26 protein-coding genes are annotated in these 26,789 nt (G+C 34.0%); 17 read left to right on the top strand and 9 right to left on the bottom strand.

Annotation, left to right across the window (positions count from 1 at the left end; genetic code table 11):
• Positions 1-477: 477 nt before the first annotated feature.
• The 4 genes from LNP22_RS07205 (at position 478) to LNP22_RS07190 (ending at position 4,057) form a co-directional block, all read left to right on the top strand.
• Positions 478-1,224, top strand: a complete 747-nt coding sequence (locus tag LNP22_RS07205; protein WP_210667059.1) for an electron transfer flavoprotein subunit beta/FixA family protein — start codon at positions 478-480, stop codon at positions 1,222-1,224.
• Positions 1,225-1,372: 148 nt separating this feature from the next.
• Positions 1,373-2,341, top strand: a complete 969-nt coding sequence (locus LNP22_RS07200; protein ID WP_229975952.1) for an electron transfer flavoprotein subunit alpha/FixB family protein — start codon at positions 1,373-1,375, stop codon at positions 2,339-2,341.
• A gap of 164 nt (positions 2,342-2,505) precedes the next feature.
• On the top strand, positions 2,506-3,129 hold the full coding sequence (locus LNP22_RS07195; protein WP_210667061.1) for a bifunctional nuclease family protein: 624 nt from the start codon (positions 2,506-2,508) through the stop codon (positions 3,127-3,129).
• A gap of 76 nt (positions 3,130-3,205) precedes the next feature.
• Complete coding sequence (locus LNP22_RS07190) at positions 3,206-4,057, top strand: thymidylate synthase (protein ID WP_229975951.1); 852 nt, start codon at positions 3,206-3,208, stop codon at positions 4,055-4,057.
• A 24-nt stretch (positions 4,058-4,081) separates the two neighbouring features.
• Here the strand turns inward: LNP22_RS07190 and LNP22_RS07185 are convergent, their stop codons facing one another.
• Positions 4,082-4,378: an isoamylase early set domain-containing protein gene (locus LNP22_RS07185; protein WP_210667063.1), complete on the bottom strand. Its 297-nt coding sequence runs from the start codon at positions 4,376-4,378 to the stop codon at positions 4,082-4,084.
• 241 nt (positions 4,379-4,619) lie between these two features.
• Here LNP22_RS07185 and LNP22_RS07180 point away from each other — a divergent pair, with 241 nt between their 5' ends.
• The gene (locus tag LNP22_RS07180) at positions 4,620-4,958 is read left to right on the top strand and encodes a 2TM domain-containing protein (RefSeq protein WP_210667064.1); all 339 of its coding nucleotides are present in this window, start codon (positions 4,620-4,622) and stop codon (positions 4,956-4,958) included.
• An 18-nt stretch (positions 4,959-4,976) separates the two neighbouring features.
• Positions 4,977-5,459 (top strand): dihydrofolate reductase, encoded by a 483-nt coding sequence (locus LNP22_RS07175; RefSeq protein ID WP_229975950.1) that lies wholly within the window; start codon positions 4,977-4,979, stop codon positions 5,457-5,459.
• Positions 5,460-5,514: 55 nt separating this feature from the next.
• On the opposite strand, the gene LNP22_RS07170 is transcribed toward LNP22_RS07175, so the two are convergent.
• Positions 5,515-5,832: a hypothetical protein gene (locus LNP22_RS07170; protein WP_229975949.1), complete on the bottom strand. Its 318-nt coding sequence runs from the start codon at positions 5,830-5,832 to the stop codon at positions 5,515-5,517.
• 218 nt (positions 5,833-6,050) lie between these two features.
• Here LNP22_RS07170 and ubiE point away from each other — a divergent pair, with 218 nt between their 5' ends.
• Both ubiE and porT read left to right on the top strand, forming a co-directional pair.
• Positions 6,051-6,782: a bifunctional demethylmenaquinone methyltransferase/2-methoxy-6-polyprenyl-1,4-benzoquinol methylase UbiE gene (gene ubiE / locus LNP22_RS07165; RefSeq protein WP_229975948.1), complete on the top strand. Its 732-nt coding sequence runs from the start codon at positions 6,051-6,053 to the stop codon at positions 6,780-6,782.
• Position 6,783: 1 nt separating this feature from the next.
• Complete coding sequence (gene porT / locus LNP22_RS07160; protein WP_210667067.1) at positions 6,784-7,503, top strand: type IX secretion/gliding motility protein PorT/SprT; 720 nt, start codon at positions 6,784-6,786, stop codon at positions 7,501-7,503.
• A gap of 9 nt (positions 7,504-7,512) precedes the next feature.
• Here porT and LNP22_RS07155 read toward each other — a convergent pair whose 3' ends face one another.
• Entirely contained in the window at positions 7,513-8,241 is a 729-nt protein-coding gene (locus LNP22_RS07155) for a TrmH family RNA methyltransferase (RefSeq protein WP_210667068.1), read from the bottom strand.
• Positions 8,242-8,278: 37 nt separating this feature from the next.
• Between LNP22_RS07155 and tamL the strand changes: the two genes are divergently transcribed.
• From tamL to accD, 3 genes are all read left to right on the top strand, one after another.
• Entirely contained in the window at positions 8,279-10,840 is a 2,562-nt protein-coding gene (tamL, locus tag LNP22_RS07150) for a translocation and assembly module lipoprotein TamL (protein ID WP_229975947.1), read from the top strand.
• A 60-nt stretch (positions 10,841-10,900) separates the two neighbouring features.
• Positions 10,901-11,968: a class II fructose-bisphosphate aldolase gene (gene fbaA / locus LNP22_RS07145; RefSeq protein WP_229975946.1), complete on the top strand. Its 1,068-nt coding sequence runs from the start codon at positions 10,901-10,903 to the stop codon at positions 11,966-11,968.
• Positions 11,969-12,051: 83 nt separating this feature from the next.
• Positions 12,052-12,906 (top strand): acetyl-CoA carboxylase, carboxyltransferase subunit beta, encoded by an 855-nt coding sequence (gene accD / locus LNP22_RS07140; protein ID WP_210667071.1) that lies wholly within the window; start codon positions 12,052-12,054, stop codon positions 12,904-12,906.
• Between the two features lie 153 nt (positions 12,907-13,059).
• On the opposite strand, the gene LNP22_RS07135 is transcribed toward accD, so the two are convergent.
• Positions 13,060-14,106, bottom strand: coding sequence for an NAD(P)-dependent alcohol dehydrogenase (locus tag LNP22_RS07135; protein WP_229975945.1), 1,047 nt, complete (start codon positions 14,104-14,106; stop codon positions 13,060-13,062).
• Between the two features lie 86 nt (positions 14,107-14,192).
• Positions 14,193-15,440: an ABC transporter permease gene (locus tag LNP22_RS07130; protein WP_229975944.1), complete on the bottom strand. Its 1,248-nt coding sequence runs from the start codon at positions 15,438-15,440 to the stop codon at positions 14,193-14,195.
• A 166-nt stretch (positions 15,441-15,606) separates the two neighbouring features.
• Here LNP22_RS07130 and purH point away from each other — a divergent pair, with 166 nt between their 5' ends.
• The 6 genes from purH (at position 15,607) to rodA (ending at position 22,877) form a co-directional block, all read left to right on the top strand.
• Positions 15,607-17,133, top strand: a complete 1,527-nt coding sequence (gene purH / locus LNP22_RS07125; protein WP_229975943.1) for a bifunctional phosphoribosylaminoimidazolecarboxamide formyltransferase/IMP cyclohydrolase — start codon at positions 15,607-15,609, stop codon at positions 17,131-17,133.
• A gap of 55 nt (positions 17,134-17,188) precedes the next feature.
• Positions 17,189-18,217, top strand: a complete 1,029-nt coding sequence (locus tag LNP22_RS07120) for a rod shape-determining protein (protein WP_008466528.1) — start codon at positions 17,189-17,191, stop codon at positions 18,215-18,217.
• A gap of 115 nt (positions 18,218-18,332) precedes the next feature.
• Complete coding sequence (mreC, locus tag LNP22_RS07115; protein WP_229975942.1) at positions 18,333-19,160, top strand: rod shape-determining protein MreC; 828 nt, start codon at positions 18,333-18,335, stop codon at positions 19,158-19,160.
• Complete coding sequence (locus tag LNP22_RS07110) at positions 19,153-19,659, top strand: rod shape-determining protein MreD (protein WP_210667075.1); 507 nt, start codon at positions 19,153-19,155, stop codon at positions 19,657-19,659. The genes mreC and LNP22_RS07110 overlap by 8 nt, the downstream gene beginning before the upstream one ends.
• Positions 19,656-21,626 (top strand): penicillin-binding protein 2, encoded by a 1,971-nt coding sequence (gene mrdA, locus LNP22_RS07105; protein ID WP_229975941.1) that lies wholly within the window; start codon positions 19,656-19,658, stop codon positions 21,624-21,626. The genes LNP22_RS07110 and mrdA overlap by 4 nt, the downstream gene beginning before the upstream one ends.
• Positions 21,627-21,641: 15 nt before the next feature.
• The gene (gene rodA / locus LNP22_RS07100; RefSeq protein ID WP_229975940.1) at positions 21,642-22,877 is read left to right on the top strand and encodes a rod shape-determining protein RodA; all 1,236 of its coding nucleotides are present in this window, start codon (positions 21,642-21,644) and stop codon (positions 22,875-22,877) included.
• 169 nt (positions 22,878-23,046) lie between these two features.
• Here the strand turns inward: rodA and LNP22_RS07095 are convergent, their stop codons facing one another.
• From LNP22_RS07095 to LNP22_RS07080, 4 genes are all read right to left on the bottom strand, one after another.
• Positions 23,047-23,727: a DedA family protein gene (locus LNP22_RS07095; RefSeq protein WP_229975939.1), complete on the bottom strand. Its 681-nt coding sequence runs from the start codon at positions 23,725-23,727 to the stop codon at positions 23,047-23,049.
• Between the two features lie 133 nt (positions 23,728-23,860).
• Positions 23,861-24,202: a heavy-metal-associated domain-containing protein gene (locus LNP22_RS07090; protein WP_229975938.1), complete on the bottom strand. Its 342-nt coding sequence runs from the start codon at positions 24,200-24,202 to the stop codon at positions 23,861-23,863.
• A 42-nt stretch (positions 24,203-24,244) separates the two neighbouring features.
• Positions 24,245-26,251, bottom strand: a complete 2,007-nt coding sequence (locus LNP22_RS07085) for a TonB-dependent receptor plug domain-containing protein (protein ID WP_229975937.1) — start codon at positions 26,249-26,251, stop codon at positions 24,245-24,247.
• Between the two features lie 110 nt (positions 26,252-26,361).
• Entirely contained in the window at positions 26,362-26,760 is a 399-nt protein-coding gene (locus LNP22_RS07080; RefSeq protein ID WP_229975936.1) for an HYC_CC_PP family protein, read from the bottom strand.
• Between the last annotated feature and the right edge of the window lie 29 nt (positions 26,761-26,789).

Here is a 26,789-nt window from a genome sequence, read left to right as displayed (position 1 = left end):
TTTCTGAAAGCAAAAATAAATATTTTAAATAACTTAAAAGCATAAATTGAGTTTAAAATCACATCAACATGATCCTCGTATTTAGGTTTTAACTTTTAAAAATTTATTGTAGTATTTACGAAATCGATGTAATAAAGACTATTCGTTCAATAAACTACATTTTTCAGACCAACTTATCACTTTTCTTTTAATTCTGAAGCAACAAAATTATTTCCTAAGAACGTAATATTTGAAAAAGCAGTATGAATCACCTTAAAGTTTAACAGTTTTTATAACATGAGACACAACAAAATTGGCAAAAATTATAGCTAATGATCAAATTTTGTTTTCGTTTTGCTGTAAAAAGTCTTCAAAAATAAGCAATCTTCGAAAACGTAATAGTTTTTAAAAAATATTATGCATGCATAGTATATTATTCCAATTTTAATTCTAAATTTGTGATAATGAATTTTTAGAAATATAAAAATAGATATACTTATGAAAATATTAGTTTGCATCAGTCATGTACCTGATACCACTTCAAAAATTAACTTTACCAACGGTGATTCAGAGTTTGATACTAATGGCGTACAATATGTGATTAATCCTAATGATGAATTTGGTCTAACAAGAGCAATTTGGTTTCAAGAACAACAAGGTGCTACCGTAACTGTAGTAAATGTTGGAGGCCCGGACACTGAGCCTACTTTACGTAAAGCATTGGCTATTGGCGCAAACGAAGCAATTCGTGTAAATGCTACTCCAACCGATGGTTTTTTTGTTGCTAAACAATTGGCAGAAGTTATCAAAAATGGCGGTTACGACCTGGTAATTGCTGGAAAAGAATCTCTGGATTATAATGGTGGAATGGTTCCTGGAATGATCGCTGGAATTTTAGGTTCTAACTTCTTAAACTCTTGTACATCGCTAACAGTTGATGGAAATAATGTAAAAGCTGTTCGCGAAATCGATGGTGGAAAAGAAACTGTAGCTACTACTTTACCTTTAATTATCGGAGGTCAAAAAGGTCTTGTTGAGGAAAAAGATTTACGCATCCCGAACATGAGAGGAATTATGACCGCAAGAACAAAAGCGTTAACTATTCTGGAACCAGTAGACGCTGCAGTAAACACAAAGGCAGTAAAATTTGAAAAACCAGCTCCTAAATCAGCAGTAAAATTGGTTTCAGCTGATAATTTAGATGAGTTAGTAAATTTATTACACAACGAAGCGAAAGTGATTTAAGATTGTAGAGTTTAGATTTTAAATTGCTGATTGCAACACGAAATCTAAAAATTCAACATTTGATTCACTTCAAAATCTAAAATCAATAATCATTTTAGATTTCAATTTTAAAAAATCTGAAATCTAAAATCTAAAATCCAAAATTATTATGTCAATATTAATATATGCAGAATCTGCAGAAGGAAAATTTAAAAAAGTGGCTTTTGAATTGGCTTCATACGCTAAAAAAGTAGCCGAAACATTAGGAACAACTGTTACCGCATTGACCGTAAACATTAGCGATGTAAGCGAATTGTCTAAATACGGAGTTGATAAAGTTCTAAAAGTAAACAACGATAAATTAGCTGGTTTTACCGCTAAGGCTTACGCCGATGTGATCAAACAAGCTGCTCAAAAAGAAGGCACAAAATTAGTTTTGCTTTCTTCTACAACAGACAGTATTTACCTTTCTTCGTTAGTGGCAGTAGCCTTAGAAGCTGGTTTTGCTTCAAATGTGGTAGGATTACCAGTAAGCACTTCTCCTTTTCAGGTAAAAAGAAATGCTTTCTCAAACAAAGCTTTTAATATTACTGAAATCAGCACAGATGTAAAAGTTCTTGGCCTTGCTAAAAACTCTTATGGAATTTTTGAAAGTGCAGGATCTGCTACTGAAGAAGATTTTAACCCAACTACTGGTGACAATGATTTTGGCGTAAAAGTAGAATCTGTAGAAAAAGGTAGCGGAAAAGTATCTATCGCCGATGCCGATATCGTGGTTTCGGGTGGCCGCGGACTAAAAGGTCCTGAAAACTGGGGACTGATCGAAGAACTTGCTTCTGTACTTGGTGCAGCGACTGCTTGTTCTAAACCCGTTTCAGATTTAGGATGGAGACCTCATAGCGAACACGTGGGTCAGACAGGAAAACCAGTTGCAACCAACCTTTACATTGCTATTGGAATCTCTGGAGCTATCCAGCATATCGCAGGAATCAACTCATCTAAAGTAAAAGTAGTAATCAACAGCGATGCTGAAGCGCCTTTCTTTAAAGTTGCTGATTACGGAATCGTAGGTGATGCATTTGAAATTGTACCAAAATTAATTGAGAAAATGAAAGCTTTTAAAGCGCAACATTCTTAATTTAAAATTCTCTATAAAAATATAGCTACCTAAAAACAAGATAATCGTATCTTTGCTTTAGGTAGCTTTTTTGTTCGATAAATTTTGATTAAAATTGCACCTTTATTTTTTAATCCAAAAAAGTATTAAAATGAGGCAATAATTGCCCTTTTTTACCCACATATATGAGTCTAGTAAAATTATCCATAAAAGGAATATCATACAGCCAAACTCAAAATGGCGCGTATGCTCTAATTTTGAACGAAGTTGATGGCGAAAGAAAATTACCCATTGTCATTGGTGCATTTGAGGCACAATCGATTGCTATCGCATTAGAAAAAGAAATAAAACCTCCTCGCCCATTAACGCACGATTTGTTCAAGAACTTTGCCGAGCGATTTGATATTGTGGTCAAACAGGTCATTATACACAAATTGGTCGATGGTGTTTTTTATTCGAGTTTAATCTGCGAAAGAGACAAAATTGAGGAAATTATAGACGCCAGAACTTCTGATGCGATCGCATTGGCGCTGCGTTTTAACGCACCTATTTTTACCTATAAAAACATTTTAGACAAGGCAGGTATTTATTTAAAATCAAATACTGCTGAGACCGATCAGGGCGCTCAGGAAATTGACGATGTACTCTCTAATCCTGAAACTTTCGGACAGGAAGAAGAAACAAATCAGTCGGGTGATGTGTACGCCAAGCATTCTCTACAAGAGCTAAACGAACTTCTGGATCAGGCTGTATCGCAAGAAGATTACGAAAAAGCTGCCAAAATTAGAGACGAAATCTCAAAAAGATAATTCTTATTGTTTAATCGTGAATTTGTTTATTCGGTTAATCGATTAAACAATCAAACGAGTAACCGAATAAACAACTATGAAACAATATTTAGACTTAGTGCAACATGTTTTAGAAAACGGTTGTCAAAAAGGAGATAGAACGGGAACAGGAACAAAAAGTGTTTTTGGTTACCAAATGCGGTTTAATTTGAATGAAGGTTTCCCGATGGTGACCACCAAAAAATTACATTTAAAATCTATTATTTACGAATTGCTTTGGTTCTTAAAAGGCGACACAAATATTCAGTATCTTCAGGAAAATGGCGTAAAGATTTGGGATGCCTGGGCTGATTCTAACGGAAACCTGGGGCCTGTTTACGGACACCAATGGCGCAATTGGAACAGTGAAGAAATTGACCAAATTTCTGAATTGATTACAGAATTAAAAACAAATCCTAATAGTAGAAGAATGTTGGTTTCTGCCTGGAATCCTTCGGTTTTGCCAGACAATAAAAAATCGTTTGAAGAAAATGTAGCCAATAATAAAGCGGCTTTGCCTCCATGTCATGCTTTTTTTCAATTTTATGTAAGTAGCCCTGACCTCGAAAAAGGAGAAACAAAAGGAAAACTTTCCTGCCAATTGTATCAACGAAGTGCAGACATATTTTTAGGGGTTCCTTTTAATATTGCTTCTTATGCACTTTTGACGATGATGATTGCACAAGTTTGCGATCTGGGCGTTGGAGAGTTTATTCACACCTTTGGAGATGCGCACATTTACAATAATCACTTTGAACAATTGGAGTTGCAATTGACCCGCGATCCAAAACCATTGCCAAAAATGATTTTAAATCCTGAGATTAAAAACATATTTGATTTTGACTACAACGATTTTACACTTTTAGATTACGAGCCACACGCAGGCATAAAAGGAAGTGTTGCAGTATAAAAAAATCCGCTTGAGCGGTTTTTTTTATACTACAACAACACTATTTTCACTTCCTGCAAAATCATTCCATTTGTATGAATCTGCTTCGGGATCATTAATATATGTGCCATCAATTATATATTTAAATTCATAAATGGCATCTTTAACCAAATCATAAGTAGCTTTAAATGTTCCATTTTTCAACTTACTCAAAGTTCCTTCTTCGGGATTCCAATTATTAAAATCTCCCACAACAGCGGCAGAATTTGCATCTTTCGCTTCAACTGCAAAAGTTACTTTGCAAACTGGTTTTGTTTTTATAAATTGCTTCTTTAAAGACATAACTATTTGTTTTTTAGTTTAATATAATACAAAGTACGTAAATTCTTTCGAGAAAATGATGCCGTAACAGACGATTTAAGATAATATCAAAAATGGCATTCTTTTTTAGCCATATTACTAATTTAGAATACTATAAATTTAAGAATCAAAATCCGAAACCCGTTTCGTAATAAATATTCTACATTTTAAACTGTTGAAATTTCAAAATAAATCCTAACTTTATCATCTCAACTTTTAAGATATGGAAAAAGAAACATACGACCTATACGAATATGCCAGAAAAAGAATTAAGCAGAAAAAAGGCCTTTATTTTCATTTTGTGCTTTTTCTTCTGGGCGGTTTGTTTTTATTTGTTGCCAATCGATTTTTTGACTTCGGAAATGGTATAAATCAAAATTGGTGCATCTGGGGAATTTCAATTTGGCTCTTTATTTTTATTCTACACTTTATAAAAGTTTATATTACAGATCGTTTTATGAATAAAAACTGGGAAAAAGAACAAATTGACAGACTTGTTGGTCTACAGCAAAAAAGAATTGCTCAATTAGAGTCTAAAACAAATGATATTACTGAAAAATAAACTTTAGTTTTAAACAAAATGATTATAATGATAGCGGCTGTTGCCACAAATAATGCGCTTGGAAAGAACAACGAACTTGTTTGGCATTTATCAAATGATTTTAAACGTTTTAAAGAACTAACAAGCCATCATCATATCATAATGGGAAGAAAAACTTTTGAAAGCTTTCCCAAACCATTACCCAACAGAACTCATATTGTTATTACAAGGCAAAAAAATTATAATCCCGAAGGATGTATTGTAGTGGACAGTCTGGAAAAAGCAATTGCACTCTGCCCCGAAAACGAAGACTCCTATATAATTGGAGGTGGTGAAATTTATAATTTAGGAATGACTTATACAGACATCATAGAAATAACACGTGTTCATCATGAATTTGATGCCGATACTTTTTTTCCGGTGATTAATGACGAAGATTGGCTATTAGTCGAATCTGAACCGAATTTTAAAGATGACAAACATCTTTATGATTATACATATGAGACTTACATTAGGAGATAAATAAAAAACATCCCCGAAAGAGGATGTTTTTTTTTCAATGATGTAGAACAATGACCTATTCTTGAAACAGTATTTGATAACATAAAATAAAAATTACAAACATTAAAAACACACCACTAATGATGGTGATAACATTTGAAGTTTTTTGAGAGTATCTCTCAAAAAACCCTTTAATACCAAATACCACGAAGGTACTAAAGGAAAAGAAAATTAAAATTTCCAAAAACAAATTTAATCCTAAGAACGTATTTTGCGTTTTTAACTCAGTGCCATTCTCAAAGACAACACTTTCAAAACTGCTTACAAGAACAAATGAAATCACCAACGCAAACAGCAACCATTTGATTTGGGTCATTGTATCTCTAACTATCATTGAAAAAATATCAACATTTTTACATTACAAATGTGGTCAATATATAAACCTCCCACAATACCAATATTTAGTGATTTTTAAAAATCATTTTATAGAATAAATTCTACATTGCCAGTATTTTAGTTCTACAAACAACTTATTTAGAAACTTTAATTCACTATTTTAAAAACTGAATTACAGTTCAATAAGTTTGTATTATATTTGCTGAAATAAAAAAAATGGCTGATAAAATAACTCCGTATAAAAATTCGTCTTTAGGCAAAAAAGAACAAGTTGCTCAAATGTTTGACACTATCTCAGGAAATTACGACAACTTAAATCGCGTAATTTCGTTTGGTATTGACATCAAATGGCGCAAAAAAGTATTAAAAATCGTTTCTGATTCTCAACCTGCTAACATCCTTGATATTGCAACAGGCACAGGTGACCTGGCGATTTTGATGGCTGAAACCAAGGCCGAGAAAATTATCGGTCTGGATATTTCTGCAGGAATGCTAGAAGTAGGACAGAAAAAAATTGAAGACAAAAAACTAACAAACAGGATCAATCTGGTTTTGGGTGATTCTGAAAAAATTCCATTCGAGGATAATTATTTTGATGCAATAACAGTTAGTTTTGGAGTTCGAAATTTTGAAAATCTGGAAAAAGGTTTTTCTGAAATTTTAAGAGTACTAAAACCCAACGGAGTGTTCGTGATTCTTGAAACTTCGGTTCCAGACAAAACACCTTATAAACAAGGATATCGTTTTTACAGCAAAAACATCCTTCCTATTATTGGAAAACTGTTTTCTAAAGACAATTCTGCATACGGTTATTTGTCTGAATCTGCCGCAGCTTTTCCTTATGGTGAAGCGTTGAACAATATTTTGAGAAAAATTGGGTTTATAGATGTTGTGGCCATGCCTCAAACTTTTGGAGTTGCAACCATTTATTCTGCTTCTAAAAAATAGTATGAAAAAAACAGTAGTCTTACTTTTATTAGTCTTAACGACACAAGGATATTCGCAATTTGCTAAAAGCATGTTTAGCAAAGATCCTATTATTAACCTTGAAAACTGGCAAAAACAACGCCTTTACTTTGGCTATTATCTGGGTTTTAATAGTTTTGATTTTAAATTTGACTACAAAGATGTGGTTACCGAAGACATTCAGGTAAAAAAAACAACAGGCTTTAATGTAGGTGTAGTAGCCGATTTAAGACTGCAAGAATATATAAATCTTCGTTTTGAACCAGGTTTGTATTATACCAAAAGAGATTTATATTATCCGAATTTTGAATCTAAAAACGACTTCTTCAGAGAAGTAAACAGTACTTACATTCATTTTCCGTTATTATTAAAATTTTCTTCCCTGCGTACCGGAAACATTCGCCCTTTTTTAGTTGGCGGACTTTCTACAACTTTAAATTTATCCAGTAATTCTAAATCGAAAGATGACAACTTTCAACAAAAATTTAGAGTAAAATCATGGACAAATGCTTACGAACTAGGTTTTGGTATTGATCTTTTCTCTGAATACTTTATTTTCTCTCCTTCTATTAGAGGTGTCTTTGGTATAGGTGACGAATTAATTCGTGACAATGTAACGGCAGAAAACCCAAATAGCCCGTGGACAGGCAATATCGATTCTATGAAATCGAGAGCTATTTTGATAAATTTTACTTTTCATTAAAACAAAATCCTAACTATTTCGTTTAAACTCACTCAAAACAATTGCAGTGGCAGTGGCGACATTTAGACTTTCTGTTTTTTGCAAATCGCCAAATCTTGGAATTGTGAGTCGGTTGGTTACTATTTTTTCAATTTCGGCGGTAATACCATTGGCTTCATTACCCATAATAATGATTCCGTTTTGTGGTAAAACCGTTTGATAAATATTTTCCCCATTCATGAAGGTCCCAAAAACAGGCACTTTTGTATGAATCAGAAAGTCTTTCAAATCGACATAATTAACATTTACTCTGGCAATAGAACCCATTGTGGCTTGCACTACTTTTGGATTGTAAATATCAACTGTTTCTTTTGAGCAAATGATTTGTTTGACACCAAACCAGTCGCAAAGTCGCAAAATGGTACCTAAATTTCCGGGATCACGAATATCGTCTAAAGCCACGATTAGTCCTGAGTCAATTATGTTGTTTTCGGCAGGGATTTTGAACACAGCCAAACAACTATTGGGTGTTGATAAAGCACTTATTTTTTTAAGTTCTGAATCGTTAATAAGCATCCGTTTGGAAGGCGGAACCTGTTCGAAATCATCTTGAGTGGTGTACAAATGCTCTAATTCAAAATTGGATTGCAACAATTCTTGAATTACTTTTACTCCCTCGGCAAAAAACAATTGATTTGCAAAACGCTGCTTTTTTTGATGTAAACTTGAGATAAGCTTTATTTGGTTTTTACTAACCATAAAATAATGTACTTTTGAATTAAATATTTAAGAACACTTGAAAAAGAATTTCACAAAAATACTAGCATTTATTCTAATAGCAATATTTATTTGTGCATGTAATGCCGTAAAAAGAGTTCCCGACGGAAAAAACCTTCTTACCAAAAATGATATTATCGTAAACGGGAAGTCATCTGGCGATGAAGAAGCTTCAAATCAGATGTATCAAAAGCCTAATGCGAATCTTTTGGGCTATAAGCTACGCCTCAATTTGTATAATTTGGCAAAATTAAATCCAGATTCGACTTATCAAGCAAAATTTAAAAACAATCCTGAGAAATATGATCGTCAGGCCAAACTATTATCTGCAAAACAAGTCGATCGATTGGGACAGTCTTTTATGTATAAAGGAATTCACGAGTTCTTAAAATCTACAGGAGAAGCTCCAGTTATTATCGATACAGCCAAAGCAAAAAAATCGGCACAACGTTTAAAATATTATTACTTCAATAACGGTTTTTTTAATGTAAAGACAGATTTTGAAGTAGATAGCGTGGGTTTTAAGAGAGCCAAAATAAAATACAATATTACAACAGGTCCAGGCTATAAACTAGATTCTATTAGAACCAGCATCCTTAGTCCTGCCTTAGACTCGTTGCACAAAACCAATGCCGAACCATCTCTTCTAAAATCTGGAAACCAATACAAAACATCTGATTTTGAAGATGAAAAAAACCGAATTACCACGTATTTTAGAAATCATGGCGCTTACACTTTTCAGCCTACTTATATCAATTTTGATATTGATACTATCGGCAAAAAAAACGAAGCAGATGTCAATTTAATTATTAAAAATTATACCATTCAGGAAAAAGATTCTAACCGAACAGAGCCTTTTAAGCTTTACAAAATCAGCGATGTAAACATTTATACAGACTATTCGTCTGCCAATGCCAAACTCCCCATAAGTGACAGTACGAGTTACAAAAACTTTAATTTATACAGCTATAAAAAACTCAAATATAAGCCTCGTGCTATTACAGATGCTATTTTTATAACGAAAGGAACTGATTTTGCCGATTACAAAACGACTCTTACCTCCCGATATTTAAACAATCTTAAGATTTTTAATTATCCTTCGATTCAGTATGAGGTAGACAAACGTGATCCAACGGCTCAATCTTTGATTGCAAATGTTTTCCTAACTCCAAGAAAAAAATACAGTTTTGGAACCAGTTTAGATTTTACCCACTCTAATATTCAGGATTTTGGTATCGAGGCCAGTATTTCAGAAACCATTCGAAATATTTTTAACAGAGCAGAAACTTTAGAGATTTCAACCCGTGTAAACATTGGTTCATCAAAAGATATGGCCAATCCGAACAATAACTTTTTTAATGTATCAGAATATGGTCTTGATTTAAAATTAAACTTCCCAAGAGTATTATTACCGTTCGGTACAGAGAAAATTATTCCAAAAAGAATGATTCCTTCGACCACAATTGCCGCAGGTTTTTCTAAACAAAGAAATATCGGTTTAGACAAAGAAAACTTTACAGGAGGTATTGCTTATAATTGGACACCAAAGCGTTTTAATACTGCAAAATTTGATTTACTGAACATCCAATTTGTTCGAAATCTAAATCCCGCTAATTACTTCAACGTTTATAGCTCATCCTATAATTCATTAAATGATATCGGAAAAATCTACAACATAGATTCCGCTAATTATGATAGTGCTGAGACTAAAAATTTAATCATTAATAAAGGTACAACAGGATTTACAAATGATGTTTTGTCTGGAATCACTTCTTTAGTACCATCAGATGATGCTTATCAAGAAGTAGAAAGTATTGAAGAGCGCAGAAGACGTCTGACTGAAAATGATTTTATTCTGGCTACAAGTTATACTTTTAGCAAAACCACAAAAAAAGATTTGACCGACAATAACTTTTATTTATTTAAAACAAAAGTAGAATCTGCGGGCACTTTGCTAACACTGGTTTCAAATGTTGGAAATTTACAAAAAAATGCCAATGGCAGTTATGAAATTTTTAATTTGGAGTATTCTGAGTATGCAAAAGCTGAATTTGATTTTATCAAACATTGGGACTTTGGAAAAGAAAAAGTATTGGCCGTTCGGAGCTTCTTTGGGATCGCGATTCCGTTTGGAAACTCAGATTATATTCCGTTTTCACGAAGTTACTACGGAGGAGGCTCCAATGATAACAGGGCTTGGCAACCTTATGATTTAGGTCCCGGAAGGACTGGTTCTGTAAATGATTTTAATGAGGCCAACATGAAGATTCATTTAAGTGGTGAGTTTCGATTTAAAATATTCGGTGATGTAAAAGGAGCTCTTTTTGCAGATGCAGGCAATATCTGGAATGTTATGGACAATGTGACCGATGAGAAAGCAAGATTTGACGGTTTAGCAGATTTAAAAGAACTTGCTCTTGGAACTGGGTTTGGTATTCGTTATGATTTAAGTTTTTTTGTAATACGCCTAGATATGGGCTTTAAGACTTATAATCCAGCGTATGAAGTTGGAGATCGCTGGTTCAAAGAATACAATTTTGGGCACTCGGTTTTAAATTTTGGAATAAATTATCCGTTCTAATGCTAATTAATTCTTATTTTTGCAACCTAAAAACTAAAAACAACTATAAAAAAAATTACAATGGCACACAATATCAAACCCGGAGTTGCTACAGGAGATCAAGTACAGGAAATTTTTAATTATGCAAAAGAAAAAGGATTTGCACTCCCTGCGGTAAACGTAACGGGGTCAAGTACTATCAATGGAGTTCTTGAAACTGCAGCAAAACTAAACGCGCCAGTTATCATTCAATTTTCAAACGGAGGAGCACAATTTAACGCTGGAAAAGGATTATCTAATGCAGGTGAAAAATCAGCAATCGCTGGTGGAATCGCTGGAGCATTACACATTCATACATTAGCGGAAGCTTACGGAGCAACCGTTATTTTGCATACTGACCACTGTGCAAAAAAATTATTACCTTGGATTGATGGTTTATTAGATGCATCTGAAAAACATTTTGCTGCAACAGGAAAACCATTATTTAGTTCTCATATGATCGATTTGTCTGAGGAGCCAATCGAAGAAAACATCGAAATTTGCAAAGGATATTTGGCCAGAATGAGCAAGATGGGAATGACATTAGAAATCGAACTTGGTATTACAGGTGGTGAAGAAGATGGTGTTGACAATTCTGATGTTGACAGTTCAAAATTATACACGCAGCCAGAAGAAGTAGCGTATGCTTATGAAGAATTATCTAAAATAAGCCCTAAATTTACTATTGCTGCTGCTTTTGGAAACGTTCACGGTGTTTACAAACCAGGAAACGTAAAATTGACTCCAAAAATCTTAAAAAATTCTCAGGATTTCGTTCAAAACAAATTCAATACAGGACATAATCCAGTAGATTTTGTTTTCCACGGAGGTTCAGGTTCTACACTTGAAGAAATCAGAGAAGGAATTAGCTACGGCGTTATCAAAATGAATATTGATACCGATTTGCAATTTGCATACACTGAAGGAATTCGTGATTATATGGTTAAAAACATTGACTATTTAAAAACACAAATTGGTAACCCAGAAGGTGCTGATGTTCCTAACAAAAAATATTATGACCCAAGAAAATGGGTACGTGAAAGCGAAGTGACATTCAACACAAGACTTGAGCAAGCTTTTGCAGACTTGAACAACGTAAATACACTATAAATTTTAGATTTATGATTTTAGATTTTAGATTTCTCGAAGTCTAAAATCTAAAATCTAAAGTCTAAGATCTAAAATCTAAAAAAATGGCTTGGTTTAAAAGACACGAAAAAGGGATTACCACCGCTACAGAAGATAAAATGGACGTTCCGAAAGGATTGTGGTACAAATCTCCTACCGGAAAAATTATTGATGCTGACGAATTGGCCAGAAACTTATTCGTTAGTCCTGAAGATGATTTTCATGTTCGAATTGGAAGCGCAACCTATTTTGAAATTTTATTCGATAATAATGAATTTATCGAATTGGATAAAAACATGACTTCGAAAGATCCTTTGCATTTTGTAGATACAAAAAAATATGCAGAGCGATTGAAAGATGTGATGGAAAAAACCAACTTAAAAGACGCTGTGCGCACTGGAGTTGGAAAATCTAAAGGAAAAGAGCTTGTAATTTGCGCTATGGACTTTGCCTTTATTGGTGGTTCTATGGGAGCTGTTGTAGGTGAAAAAATCGCAAGAGGTATTGATCACGCAATCAAAAACAAATTGCCTTTTGTCATGATTTCAAAATCTGGCGGAGCCCGTATGATGGAAGCTGCTTATTCCTTGATGCAATTGGCAAAAACATCTGTAAAATTGGCCCAACTTGCCGAAGCAGGATTACCTTATATATCATTGTGTACAGACCCAACTACTGGAGGAACAACCGCATCCTACGCCATGTTAGGAGACATTAACATTTCTGAGCCAGGTGCTTTGATTGGTTTTGCGGGGCCTCGTGTAGTACGTGATACGACAGGAAAAGATTTACCTGAAGGTTTCCAGACTGCCGAGTTTCTTTTAGAGCACGGTTTCCTTGACTTTATCACGCCTAGAAAAGAATTGAAAGACAAAATTAATTTGTATATCGATTTAATTCAGAATAATGAAATTAGATAGTTTTCGAACTTCTTAACATATATAAAATCCCATTAGTTGAAAAGCTAATGGGATTTTTTTTTATTTTTTTATTCCCAAATTATAATCTCACAAAATTGGGAAGACACAAAGTTTCAAAACCTTTGAACCCTTTGTAAATCTGAACGTTTGAGCCTATTTAAGCGAAGCCATGTCAATTACAAAACGATATTTTACATCACTTTTATTCATACGATCGTACGCTTCATTAATATACGACATATCAATAATTTCAACATCTGAAGTAATATTATGCTCCGCACAATAATCTAACATTTCTTGCGTCTCTTTTATACCGCCAATTAAACTTCCCATAATGCTTCTTCTTTTCATAATCAAAGTAAAAACAGGGATTTCTGCAGGTGCTGGAGGAGCTCCAACTACGACCATTGTTCCGTTTTTTTGGAGTAAATTAAGGTAAGCATCATGATCGTGTTTTGCCGAAACAGTATTGATAATAAAATCGAAGGTATTCGCCAAAGATTGCATCGTTTCAGGATTTGAAGTCAAGGCAAAATGATGCGCTCCCAGTTTCTTAGCATCTGCTTCTTTAGACGGCGAATGACTTAACATGGTCACTTCGGCACCAAAAGAGACAGCAAATTTTACCGCCATGTGCCCTAAACCTCCAAGACCTAAGACTCCAACTTTATGACCTTTGCCCACTTTTAAATAACGCAATGGAGAATACGTGGTAATTCCAGCACATAATAGTGGTGCTACACCTTTTATATCTAATTTTTCTGAGACGTGAAGTGTATAACTTTCATCAACAATAATGCTGGTTGAATAACCACCACGAGTCGGAATATCGGTTCCTCGTTCGACACTATTGTAAGTGCCTGTCATGCCTTCATCACAAAATTGCTCCTCTCCTGACTGACAACTCGGACACGTTCTGCATGAATCTACAAAACAGCCTACTCCTGCCAATTCTCCTATTTTAAATTTGGATACATTACTCCCAACAGCAACAATACGGCCTACGATTTCATGCCCAGGAACCAATGGGTAATTTACAGGTCCCCAATCGCCTTTGGCTGTATGAATATCTGAGTGGCAAACTCCACTATAAAGAATCTCGATCTGCACTTGGTTTGCACCCACTTCTTTTCTTTCGAAGGTGTAGGCTTTTAAAGGATTTTCGGCATCATATGCCGCGTATGCTTTTACTTCTATCATGATTTTAGTGTATTTTATTTAGAATACTAAAATTACAATAAAATTTTTGAAGAAAAACAAAAATTAAACTTGGAAAAAACCAAATTTTACATTCCCGTTCTGATAGCTTCAACAGGGTCTAATTTTGAAGCTGAAATAGCAGGTAAAATACCCGAAATTAAGCCTACAATAATTGACAAACCCGCCCCAATTATTACATTCCAAAAACTAAGGACAAAATCAAATTCCAGAAGACTGGTCAATAAAAGAGAAAGAAGCCAAACCATTATCATCCCGATTGCTCCTCCTATGAGGCAAAGTGTAATGGCTTCAAAAAGGAACTGAAACAATATAAATCTGTTTTTGGCTCCTAAAGATTTTTGAATTCCGATAAGATTTGTACGTTCTTTTACCGATACAAACATGATATTGGCGATCCCAAAACCACCAACCAAAAAAGAGAAAAAGCTAATAAAAAGTCCGCCCATGCGAAGCCCTCCTAAAATTCCATCAATAAAATCGGTAAATCCAGAAAGAACATTTACAAAAAAATTGTCTATTTCTCCCGCTTTCATCCCTCGAAAAGACCTCAATTTGTACGCTACCTCTGCCTTATAAGCGTCCATGTCAATCCCTTTCTTGGGTTTTAGAACAATAACAGGCGTCATCGCGTCATTGTCACCGTACATTCGACGCAAAAAATTAGCAGGCAAATAAACCGAGGTATCATTACTGTTTCCAAAAAAGCCGGCTCCTTGTTTTTCTATGACACCAATTACTGTAAACCGCTGGCCGTACAATCTAATATTTTTTCCGATGGGATCACTACTCCCAAAAAGCCCTTCGGCAATGTCGTATCCTAAAACAATCACGGCTGTTCCCGAATTCGATTCAGCTTCATTATAAAATCTTCCTTTATCAAAACTCAAACCGTCAATATCGACCATTTCAAAAGAAGAAGGAACAATATTAACATCTGTAACCGTTTTAGAGTCGTACTTTAAACTCTCACGATTAACAAATAACTGGTAGCCAACCTGCTCTGTATTGTTAAGTGAATTTTTTAAATTAATATATTCATCATATTTCACATTCGGAAATTGTTCTCTTTTCCATTGTGGAATTTCAGATGGCCCGAAGCAAAACTTCATCAAATAAATCGTGTTTTTATCTAAACTGCTTAAATCTTTAGAGATTTTTTTATCTAAAGAATCTACGGCTGCCAAAACCGCTATAATCGAAAAAATACCAATAGTCACGCCCAGCAATGACAACAAAGTTCGCAATTTATTATTGCGTAAAGCATTTATGGCAAAGCTTAAACTTTCTTTTAATAATCGCAGATAAACTATCATATATTCTTATTTTTTTCGAAAAAGTAAAATTCAATAAATTTAAGTCAAATTCCTAATAAAAGTTAACTTACTCATCAGTAGATTTTTTTAAGATAATGTTACAATAATTTCTTTAAAATAATATTTAAAAAAACTACTTTTGCAGTCTGAAAATCACAACTACACAATGAGTACAACAAAAAAAATTCAATCAGCATTAATATCCGTATTTTCAAAAGATGGTTTAGAGCCAATTGTTAGAAAATTACACGAGCAAAATGTTACGCTTTATTCGACTGGAGGAACAGAAGATTTTATAAAAAACCTAGGAATTCCTGTAGTTCCCGTTGAAGATATTACTTCTTTTCCAGAAATTTTAGGAGGAAGAGTAAAAACATTGCACCCAAAAATTTTTGGCGGAATTTTGAACCGTCAGGATAACGAAAGTGATGTGATGCAAATGAAGGAATTTGATATTCCTCAGATTGATTTGGTCATTGTGGATTTGTATCCTTTTGAAAAAACAGTTGCTTCTGGCGCAAGCGAGCAAGATATTATTGAAAAAATTGATATTGGCGGAATTTCATTGATTCGTGCCGGTGCCAAAAATTTTAAAGACACCGTAATTGTAGCCTCGGTAAAAGAGTACAGCTTACTTTTGGACTTGATTACAGCACAAAACGGATCAACAACTCTTGAAAACAGAAGATTGCTTGCTACAAAAGCATTTCACGTTTCTTCGCATTACGATGGTGCGATTTTTAATTATTTCAATACCGACGAAACGATTTATAAAGAAAGTATTGCAGATGGCCAAGTTTTACGATATGGTGAAAATCCACATCAAAAAGGTTTCTTTTTTGGCGATTTTGATTCCATGTTCAAAAAAGTCAACGGAAAAGAATTATCATACAACAACCTTTTGGATGTAGATGCAGCAGTAAATTTAATCAATGAATTTAAAACTGACGGACCAACATTTGCGATCCTAAAACACAATAATGCCTGTGGTTTGGCATCAAGAAAAACTATTAACGAAGCGTATTTAGCTGCTCTCGCATGCGACCCAACATCTGCATTTGGCGGTGTTTTGATCGCTAACACCAAAATTGACTTGGCTACAGCACAGGAAATCAACAAATTATTCTGCGAAGTTGTAATTGCACCAAATTATGATGATGACGCAATTGCCATTTTGCAAGAAAAGAAAAATAGAATTATTTTAATCCAAAATGAAGTTGATTTACCTTCAAGACAAGTAAGGACATGTCTTAATGGTTTGTTAATTCAGGACAGAAATAACATTACAGATACTAAAGAGCATTTAAAAACCGTTACCACTAAAGAGCCAACTGCACAAGAAGTAGAGGATTTAATATTTGCATCGAAAATTTGCAAGAATACTAAGTCAAATACGATTGTTTTTGCAAAAAACGGAACATTAATCGCCTCTGGAACTGGACAAACGTCAAGAGTAGATGCCTTAATGCAAGCCGTTGATAAAGCAAAAGCGTTTGGTTTTGATCTTACTGGTGCTTCAATGGCGAGTGATGCATTTTTCCCTTTTCCGGATTGTGTAGAATTGGCCAAAAAAGCAGGAATTACAGCTGTAATTCAGCCAGGAGGATCTATAAAAGACGAATTAAGCATAAATTATTGCAATGCAAATAATCTTGCAATGGTATTTACAGGAACACGTCATTTTAAACATTAATTTGTTTAACTTTGTTCGATAATTATTTATAACATTTTAAACCCCTAAAAAACTTATGGGATTTTTTGATTTCATGACCGAGGATATTGCGATAGACCTTGGTACCGCAAACACTTTAATCATACATAATGATAAAGTTGTTATTGATAGTCCATCAATCGTTGCACGTGATAGAGTATCAGGCAAAATCATTGCTGTTGGTAAGGAAGCCAATATGATGCAAGGTAAAACGCATGAAAACATCAAGACCATAAGGCCTTTGAAAGATGGTGTAATTGCCGATTTTGATGCTTCGGAGAAAATGATCAATATGTTCATTAAAAGTATTCCTGCATTAAAGAAAAGAATGTTTACCCCGGCATTGCGTATGGTGGTTTGTATTCCTTCCGGAATTACAGAAGTAGAGATGAGAGCCGTTAAAGAATCTTGCGAAAGAGTAAACGGTAAAGAAGTATATTTGATTCACGAACCAATGGCTGCGGCAATTGGTATTGGTATCGATATCATGCAGCCAAAAGGAAACATGATCGTAGATATTGGTGGTGGAACAACTGAGATTGCTGTTATCGCTTTGGGCGGAATTGTTTGCGACAAATCTGTAAAAATTGCAGGTGACGTTTTTACCAACGATATCGTTTATTATATGCGTACACAGCACAATCTTTTTGTGGGAGAAAGTACTGCTGAAAAAATAAAAATTCAGATTGGAGCTGCTATCGAAGACTTGGATGGACCACCGGAAGACATGTCTGTTCAGGGTAGAGATTTACTTACCGGGAAACCAAAACAAGTGGATGTTTCTTACCGTGAAATTGCAAAAGCATTAGACAAATCGATTCAACGTATTGAAGATGCTGTTATGGAAACTTTATCTCAAACACCTCCTGAATTGGCAGCCGATATCTACAACACTGGTATTTATCTTGCTGGTGGAGGATCGATGTTAAGAGGTCTTGACAAACGTATTTCTCAAAAAACAGATTTACCTGTTTATATTGCAGAAGATCCTTTAAGAGCCGTAGTACGTGGAACCGGAATGGCGCTTAAAAACATTGCAAAATTCAAAAGTATCTTAATCAAATAAGAATCAAAATAATAATTAATATATATTTTTATTAGAGTTAAAAAATTAGTCTTTTTAACTCTAATAAAATTTGAAAACAAAAGCATATCCTGAAACAAAATAACCACAACAAGAAATGCAGCAAATTTTTAATTTCATTATAAAGAACAGCCATCGATTGCTGTTTTTGTTGCTTTTAGTTATTTCGTTGGGACTCACAATTCAATCTCACTCGTTTCATAGAAGCAGAGTAATCAGTTCTGCTAATTTTTTAAGCGGAGGTGTTTACGAAAAAATCAATAGTTTTAATGAGTATTTGAATTTAAGAACCGAAAATGACGAATTGGTACTTGAAAACGCAAGACTTAAAAGCCAGCTCTTTGGTATACAAGACACTACCAAACCACCAATGATTGACAGCCTAAAAGGTGTTAAACCTAAAGACATTATCATTTCTAAAGTTATTCATAACACTTACAATACACACGAAAATTATATTACTTTAAACTCAGGCGAGAAAGAAGGCGTAAAACCCGACATGGGCGTTATTAATAGTTTGGGGATTATTGGTATTGTAGATAAAACGTCACCAAATTATTCGACTGTGGTGAGTATTTTGAATATGAAATCTCAAATTAATGCAAAAGTTAAAAAATCAAATCACTTTGGTTCTTTAACATGGAACGGAAAAAGTACTGGATATGTGCAGTTAATTGATGTTCCTAGACTAGCCTCTGTGCGAAAAGGAGATACAATTGTTACGGGTGGACAGTCTGTAATTTTCCCTGAGAACATTAATATAGGGACAATTGATAAAATTTACACCGACACAAAAACTACTTTCTACACCATCAATGTTAAGTTATTTAACGACATGACCAATTTAGGACATGTTTATATTATTAAAAGTAAGGATAGAGAAGAACTTATTAATTTAGAAAAAAAGGAAAAAGAAGATGAATAGCACATTGTTAGTCAATATCTTTCGTTTTATTATGTTACTAGCAATTCAGATTGTTATTTTTAATAATATGAATTTTTTAGGGTACATCAGCCCTTTTCCGTACATTCTCTATATTATTCTTTATCCTGTAAACAGCAACAGATCAGGTTTAATTATTTCGAGTTTTTTACTCGGATTAACTATGGATATGTTTTGTAATTCTGGAGGAATTCATGCTACAGGATGTGTTCTACTTGCCTATTACAGGCCTTATATATTTAAATTTTCTTTTGGCTTAAGTTATGAATACCAAACGATAAAACTAAACGACTCACTGACTCCTGAACGGTTTTCATTTATTCTGGTGTCTGTTTTATTGCATCACATTGTTTTGTTTATTCTGGAAGCATTTCAATTTCGTTTTATTTGGGATATTTTGCTCAGAACGTTATTTAGCTCTATCTTTACTATAATCACTTCAATTATAATCATTTATCTTATTAAGCCGAATAAACGATGAGAAAAATTCTGCTGCCCACTTTAATTATAATTGCAGCATCTCTGCTAGTAATTCGAGTGTTTTATTTGCAAGTTGTAGATGACTCTTTTGCGACCAAATCAGATAATAATGCCATCAAAAAGCAATACGATTATCCTGAAAGAGGCTACATCTATGATCGCTATGGAAAATTATTGGTAGCCAATCAGTCCTCTTATGATATCATGGTTATTCCTAGAGAGATCAAGAAAGACCTTAATATTACTGAATTTTGCGACTTATTAAAAATCACTAAAGAAGAATATCAAAAAAGAGTCGCAAAAGCTACTGTTTATAGTCCACGATTACCTTCTGTTTTTTTATCACAGTTAAACAAAAGTGAATTTGCTGCTTTTCAGGAAAAAATCAGAAAATACGATGGTTTTTATTTCCAAAAACGTTCCCTTCGTGATTATGAAGTAGATTACGGTGCTAATATTTTTGGCTTCATCACCCAGGTGAATGAGCGTTTAATTGCCAAAAACCCTTATTACAATAGTGGCGACTTAATCGGAAAACAAGGTGTCGAAGAAAGCTATGAAGAAGTACTACGCGGAATTAAAGGAATAAAATACATTCAAAAAGACAAATATAACCGCGAAATTGGTTCGTATAAAAACGGAAAATACGATACAATAGCAGTACAAGGGGAAGACATCACACTGACTATCGATGCTGAACTTCAAAAATATGGGGAAGAATTAATGATCAATAAGCGAGGTGGAATTGTAGCTATCGAACCTAAAACAGGCGAAATTTTAGCACTTGTAACAGCTCCTTCTTACGATCCCGCTATTTTGGTAGGAAGAAAGCGCTCTAAAAATTATACACTTTTATATCACGATTCTATCGCAAAACCATTGTATGACAGAGGACTTTTGGCGGAATATCCTCCTGGATCCCCTTTCAAAATCCTGACTGGTTTAGTTGCTTTACAAGAGGGAGTTATCGATGAAAATATTTTCACAGTCTCTTGTCATCACGGATTTAGCTATGCGAGAGGCCGATTTATGAGATGCCACTGTGCCGGAGGTCAATTGCAATTGCATAGAGCTATTTATCAATCATGTAACAGTTATTTTGGAACTGCATATATGAAAACGATTAACAAATACCAAAGTCCAAGTGCGGCGGTAGATGTATGGAGCAATCACCTAAAAACTTTTGGTTTGGGACAATTCATGGGTTATGATTTACCGACAGGAAAAAAAGGAAAAATACCAAACTCCAAAACCTATAAACAAATGTATCCTAATGGAGGCTGGAGAAGTACTGCAATTGTGTCAAATGCTATTGGTCAGGGCGAAGTTGTAATGACACCTATACAATTGGCCAACATGATGGCAACAATTGCCAATCAGGGTTATTATTTTACACCTCATATCATCAAAAAAATTGAAAGTAAAAAAATAGATCCAAAGTTTTCCACAAAGCACACAACAAGTATCGACAAAAAATATTTCCCTCCAATCATTAGCGGGTTATTTGATGTTTATAATATGGGAACTGCCAGCAGACTTAAAGTTGAAGGTATTGATATTTGTGGTAAAACCGGAACGGCGGAGAACTATACAAAAATTAATGGTGTTAGAACAAAACTTAAAGATCACTCGATATTTGTAGCTTTTGCCCCTAAGGATAATCCAAAAATTGCCATTGCCATTATGATCGAAAATGGAGGATTTGGAGCTACTGTTGCAGGACCAATCGCTAGCTTGATGATTGAAAAATATCTAAAAAAGAAAATATCAAGAACAGATTTAGAGATTAGAGTTTTGAATAAAAGCTTAAAGGAAGAATATGCTAAATTAGGCGGAATCAGTGCAGCAGAGGCAATTGAATCTACTCCTAAAGATTCTATTCTTAAAGCAAAAATAATAGTTCCAAAAAAGATCACACCAAAAGCAGAAATCAAAAAAACAACTGTAGATACTACTAAAGACAATTAATAAGGATTATTTCAAATGAGAAATCAAAGCGTAAAAAATAATATTGATTGGATAAGTGTCTTTATCTATATTACCTTAGTAGTACTGGGATGGCTTAATATTTACTCGTCGTCGCTGCTATCTACAGATGGTACCTACCAAAAACAATTAATATTTATTGGCTGTACCATTCCACTAATACTTGTCGTGCTCTTTGTTGACGGTAAATTTTACGAAAAATATGCCAGTATTATTTTTGGCGTATCGCTACTATCATTAGCTGGGCTTTTTCTTTTTGGAAAAACAATCGCCGGGCAACGTTGCTGGTATGCGATTGGGAGTTTTACACTACAACCTTCAGAGTTTGCCAAAGCCGCTACCTCATTGGCTTTAGCCAAATATTTAAGTGATACTCAGATTAATTTGAAAGATTTTAACAGACAAATGCAAGCACTCGCAATTGTATTTCTGCCTGTTATTCTGATTTTGCCTCAACCTGATCCGGGAAGTGCCCTGATTTACAGTATTTTCATCATCGTTTTATATCGCGAAGGATTGCCTTCTTGGTATGTAGTAACAGGGTTTATTACTATACTTTTGTTTGTATTAACTCTTGTACTGGAGCCTTATGTAGTTATTCTAATTGCGGCAGTAGTGCTTGCAATTATCTATTTTAAAGGAAGAGTTGTTGACCGAAATATTATTTTAAGCGGAATGATTTTAGCAGCCGTTTCTGCCTTCGTCTTATCAGTAAACTATGTTTTCGAAAATGTATTTAAACAGCATCATAGAGACCGTTTTAATATTTTACTTGGAAAAAGTGTCGACATGAAAGGCATCGGATACAATACAAATCAATCAGAAATTGCTATTGGTTCTGGTGGTTGGATAGGAAAAGGTTTTCTAGAAGGAACTCAAACAAAAGGCGGGTTTGTTCCCGAGCAACACACCGATTACATCTTTACAACTGTTGGCGAAGAATGGGGGTTTGTAGGATCCCTCATTGTTATCTCTCTTTTTGTTGGATTATTTTTGCGTGTTATCTACTTGGCAGAAAGGCAAAAAACAAAATTCAGCAGGGTTTACGGGTATTGTGTTGCGGGAATATTATTTACTCACTTTTTTGTAAATATTGCAATGGTGGTTGGTATTTTTCCAACTATCGGAGTACCACTTCCCTTCTTCTCTTATGGCGGTTCTGGTCTATGGGGGTTTACAATTTTATTGTTTATATTCTTAAAAATGGATGCTAATAAGGTAAATGAATGGTAGTCTAAAAATGAGTTTAGCATTCACAGATTAATCAAAAAAGAAAACACAACGTTCTCGTCCAGTAGAGATGTTTCTTTTAAAAATAACTAAGAGTTGGTAAACAAATTTCGATTATTAAACACTATCATATAAAAGCAAAAAAAGCTGAAGTTTTCACTTCAGCTTTTTTTTATAGTTTTTCGGAAGGTCTCTTTTTTAGAATCTTTAAGAGTACTGGAAATGTAGAAATAATTACTATAATAATAATAATGTATTCTATATGCTCTTTTAAATCAATTCCCTCTTTTAAAAAGATTCCGTATAAATAATGTCCTGAAAATATTAGTAAAAAAGACCATAAAAAAGAACTTAGCACATTATAGAACATAAATTTCTGCTTATCCATAGAAACTATCCCTGCAATAATTGGCGCAAATGTTCTTAAGATTGGTAAAAATCGAGCGTAAATGATTGCCTTTCCACCATATTTTTCAAAAAAGTCTTTGGATTGCAGCAGGTATTTTTTCTTAAACCAAAAAGAATCTTCTTTTTTAAACAAATAATAACCACTTTTTGCTCCAAACCAATAACCGGTCATGTTTCCTAAAACACCCATAATGGCCACAAGCGTTGAAAGCAATAAAACATTAATGAAATCGCTGGGAATGAATGCTAAATTCTGAATTAAATCACGGCTGTAAATACCCGCTAAAAAAAGCAAACTATCGCCTGGCAGAAAGAATCCTGCAAAAAGACCCGTCTCTGCAAAAACAATAAATAAAACAATAAATAAACCAATCTGAATCCCACCAACAGTTAAAGTAATATAAAATTCGGGGTTGATCAATTGACTCCAATCAAAATTATTCATAAAAAAGGTTTACTATTACATTTATAAGGTCGTGAAAGTAAGAATAATTTATTTCAACCACAATAAAACGCAGCATTTTAAAGATTAATTAACGAATAGAAAAAGCCCAAGTAAGAAACTTGGGCTTGGGTTATTATTTTCTCTCGTATTTACAGCAAGAATGCAGATTTTGATAATCTGTCTCCGTAGCTTTTACAGCATCGGTATCGTGACCTACTTTTGCGATTGCTTTTTTCAAATCTTCAGGAGAACATTTCTCCTCATTCATAATCACCGTTAACTCATGTGTACCTACATCCCAAGTGGCTGTTTTTACGCCAGAAACTCCAAAAGCAGCTTTTTCGATGCGTTTTTTACATTGTTCGCAATTTCCATTTACTTCAGTAGTATATTTTAAATTTTTATTTTTTTTAGCTTGTGCTTGAGCAGAAAATCCTAAAAAAGTTACCAATACAATTAAAAGTATATTTTTCATTTTGTTTATTATTTATTAGTTATTAAAATTTATATCAATTTGTTATTTTATTTTAAATCGTAGCCCTGCATAATACATTTGTCCAAAAATCGGCGCATATGCTATAGAAGCATCAAAGTTAGAGCCAAAAGGATCATTGGCTCCTAAAATTGCCTTTTCTTGTTTATAGTTGCCAATGTTTTCACCGCCCACATAGACTTCAAAAACTGATGAGAAAACTCGTGTAACCTGAGCATTCATTACGGCGTAAGATGGCGAAAAATCAGGAAACTGATCTGCTTCAGGATTATAAGCCGTGTACGGCAATTGTTGTTTTCCTGACCAATTATAAGTAAAATCAAATTTCCATTGCTTATCATCATTCAAATTGGTTTCGTATTCTAAATTTCCTAAAAAACGATGTTTTGCCTGCAAAGGACGCTGAAAAGTGCCCGTTAAATAATCGGTTTGAATGTCGTAGTATTTGTATGCCGTACGTAAATTAAAGTTATGCAGCACTTCATAATTAAACTCCAACTGCAAACTATTGGCAAAAGAATTTCCTCTTAAATTGTAAAACGACACTTGTTGCGGACTCTGCATCAAATCTACAACAGCCTGGTTCTGAAAATCGGTTCTGTAGAAATCAAACCCTGCATCGGCATTTTTACCAAAAATTTTAAACTTTTGAGAAAAACTCCAACCATAATTCCATGCAATTTCAGGGTTTAAACCGTAAATTTTACCATTTGCATCTAAAATTTCAAAAGTACGGGAACTCGCAAAGAGTTGTTGATTTTCGGCAAAAATATTAGCCGAACGCTTGCCTCTTCCCGCAGAAAAACGAATTACTGCATCCTTCCAAGGATTGTATCGCATGTGCAAGCGAGGGGTTACAAAAAAGCCTAATCGGTTATGATTATCTACTCTTCCGCCCAAAATCAGACTAAAATTATCTGTATTATCATAGGTATATTCAAAAAAAGCACCTACCGAATTATCAATTCTGCTGTAATCGTTTACATTCACAAATTCCTGATATTCATCATACGTAAAATTCAATCCTGTAGAAAATTTATGCATGGTATTGTTGATAATCGAATTGAAAATCAAATTCGAATAATAACTATTTTGCTTGATGTCATACAGGTTTAAGCCAAAATAAGAATCCTGATTGTGGCTGTTGAAGGCATTTTGAAAACCGATACTTTGGTACGGCATATCTGGAAAAACGTACCCAACTTTGGCCGAAACCTCAAAACGCTCCGTATTGATTTCTGAGCCCCAGAAATTCGTCGTCCCACGATCTCTGTCTTTATCAAAATCAACTTGACCCGTTTGCTTTTTATCATTCATATACCTGAAATTGATAAAACTAACCAACCCACTTTCGGCATTATAATATTGATAACGATTTAGAATATTAATTTGTTTTCCTAACGGATTATCCAAAAAACCATCATCGTTCATGTCGTTTTTTGCTACGCGGGCGTTGCCATGAACAAATAAACTTGTCGCCCATTTGTCGGATAGTTTTTTATTAAAATGTGTATTGAGTTCAAAACGAGAATCGGTAGAACCATAAAAATTTAAGAAAAACGGAATATCATTTAACGGCTTTAAAAGCTCTGTATTGATTTGCCCTGAAATACTTTCGTATCCATTGATAACACTTCCAGCTCCTTTGGTAATCTGAACACTTTCTATCCAGGTTCCAGGCGTAAATGACAATCCGTAGGCTTGGGAAGCTCCTCGAACCGAAGGGATATTTTCCTCAGTAATCATCAAATATGGACTTGTTAAACCCAACATTTTTATTTGTTTGGTTCCCGTTAAAGCATCCGAGAAATTGACATCAATTGAAGGATTGGTCTCGAAACTTTCGGCCAGATTACAGCAGGCTGCTTTAAGCAATTCTTTACTTGTAATAACAGATGTATTGGCCGTTAAAGTATAGGATTTTTTAATTCCTTTTTGCTTTTTTGTGATTTTGACTTCTTCTAAATCTTCTTGCGAAAACACAGACACAGAAAGTAAAATCAGGACAAAAAGCATTCTAATTTTTTGCATAAAAAATGATTTTAATGTTAAGTAGAAAAACGCATTTTGAAAGTTTTAAAAGAAAAAACAATCAAAAATTACTTTACAAGCCAATATTGGCTTGAATCTAAACATTAAAATCAGGCGTAAAAAAGATATTGATGATATAATTTGAATAAAGGAGGCGCATTAGCATCAGAACAATACGCAATAATCTGATTGCTTTTAAAATTAGGAATTACTAAAAATGCAGTTGATTTGAATTCCTGAATTAAAGCGGGAAATTCAAGTTGAAAAAAGAAAATTTTAAAAGTAGCGTTATCCGATTTTTTTTCGAAATGAACTACTTTATCTTTACAACAAGATGATTTTTTTTCTGTTTTTGCACAACAACTCTTTTGGGGTGCGGCATCTACAGTCGTATTTAAAGAAACAGAAGCTATCTTACCGCCACAATAATGTACATCAAAAGCAAACCCAATGTTGGACACCAACAAAAGGAGCGCTAAAAACAATGTTGTACATCTCTTCCAATTCATGAAGCAAAATTATTAAAAAGAGAATGAAA

Source organism: Flavobacterium flavipigmentatum, assembly GCF_020911905.1.
Lineage (GTDB): Bacteria > Bacteroidota > Bacteroidia > Flavobacteriales > Flavobacteriaceae > Flavobacterium > Flavobacterium flavipigmentatum.
Note: the sequence above shows the minus strand (reverse complement) of the source record. Positions and strands in the feature narration are given on the sequence as shown.

Bases quoted from the DNA above. Each gene is read 5' to 3' on its own strand.
- LNP22_RS07205 (WP_210667059.1), top strand. From the start codon at position 478: ATGAAAATATTAGTTTGCATCAGTCATGTACCTGATACCACTTCAAAA.
- LNP22_RS07200 (WP_229975952.1), top strand. From the start codon at position 1,373: ATGTCAATATTAATATATGCAGAATCTGCAGAAGGAAAATTTAAAAAA.
- LNP22_RS07195 (WP_210667061.1), top strand. From the start codon at position 2,506: ATGAGTCTAGTAAAATTATCCATAAAAGGAATATCATACAGCCAAACT.
- LNP22_RS07190 (WP_229975951.1), top strand. From the start codon at position 3,206: ATGAAACAATATTTAGACTTAGTGCAACATGTTTTAGAAAACGGTTGT.
- LNP22_RS07185 (WP_210667063.1), bottom strand. From the start codon at position 4,378: ATGTCTTTAAAGAAGCAATTTATAAAAACAAAACCAGTTTGCAAAGTA.
- LNP22_RS07180 (WP_210667064.1), top strand. From the start codon at position 4,620: ATGGAAAAAGAAACATACGACCTATACGAATATGCCAGAAAAAGAATT.
- LNP22_RS07175 (WP_229975950.1), top strand. From the start codon at position 4,977: ATGATTATAATGATAGCGGCTGTTGCCACAAATAATGCGCTTGGAAAG.
- LNP22_RS07170 (WP_229975949.1), bottom strand. From the start codon at position 5,832: ATGATAGTTAGAGATACAATGACCCAAATCAAATGGTTGCTGTTTGCG.
- ubiE (WP_229975948.1), top strand. From the start codon at position 6,051: ATGGCTGATAAAATAACTCCGTATAAAAATTCGTCTTTAGGCAAAAAA.
- porT (WP_210667067.1), top strand. From the start codon at position 6,784: ATGAAAAAAACAGTAGTCTTACTTTTATTAGTCTTAACGACACAAGGA.
- LNP22_RS07155 (WP_210667068.1), bottom strand. From the start codon at position 8,241: ATGGTTAGTAAAAACCAAATAAAGCTTATCTCAAGTTTACATCAAAAA.
- fbaA (WP_229975946.1), top strand. From the start codon at position 10,901: ATGGCACACAATATCAAACCCGGAGTTGCTACAGGAGATCAAGTACAG.
- accD (WP_210667071.1), top strand. From the start codon at position 12,052: ATGGCTTGGTTTAAAAGACACGAAAAAGGGATTACCACCGCTACAGAA.
- LNP22_RS07135 (WP_229975945.1), bottom strand. From the start codon at position 14,106: ATGATAGAAGTAAAAGCATACGCGGCATATGATGCCGAAAATCCTTTA.
- LNP22_RS07130 (WP_229975944.1), bottom strand. From the start codon at position 15,440: ATGATAGTTTATCTGCGATTATTAAAAGAAAGTTTAAGCTTTGCCATA.
- purH (WP_229975943.1), top strand. From the start codon at position 15,607: ATGAGTACAACAAAAAAAATTCAATCAGCATTAATATCCGTATTTTCA.
- LNP22_RS07120 (WP_008466528.1), top strand. From the start codon at position 17,189: ATGGGATTTTTTGATTTCATGACCGAGGATATTGCGATAGACCTTGGT.
- mreC (WP_229975942.1), top strand. From the start codon at position 18,333: ATGCAGCAAATTTTTAATTTCATTATAAAGAACAGCCATCGATTGCTG.
- LNP22_RS07110 (WP_210667075.1), top strand. From the start codon at position 19,153: ATGAATAGCACATTGTTAGTCAATATCTTTCGTTTTATTATGTTACTA.
- mrdA (WP_229975941.1), top strand. From the start codon at position 19,656: ATGAGAAAAATTCTGCTGCCCACTTTAATTATAATTGCAGCATCTCTG.
- rodA (WP_229975940.1), top strand. From the start codon at position 21,642: ATGAGAAATCAAAGCGTAAAAAATAATATTGATTGGATAAGTGTCTTT.
- LNP22_RS07095 (WP_229975939.1), bottom strand. From the start codon at position 23,727: ATGAATAATTTTGATTGGAGTCAATTGATCAACCCCGAATTTTATATT.
- LNP22_RS07090 (WP_229975938.1), bottom strand. From the start codon at position 24,202: ATGAAAAATATACTTTTAATTGTATTGGTAACTTTTTTAGGATTTTCT.
- LNP22_RS07085 (WP_229975937.1), bottom strand. From the start codon at position 26,251: ATGCAAAAAATTAGAATGCTTTTTGTCCTGATTTTACTTTCTGTGTCT.
- LNP22_RS07080 (WP_229975936.1), bottom strand. From the start codon at position 26,760: ATGAATTGGAAGAGATGTACAACATTGTTTTTAGCGCTCCTTTTGTTG.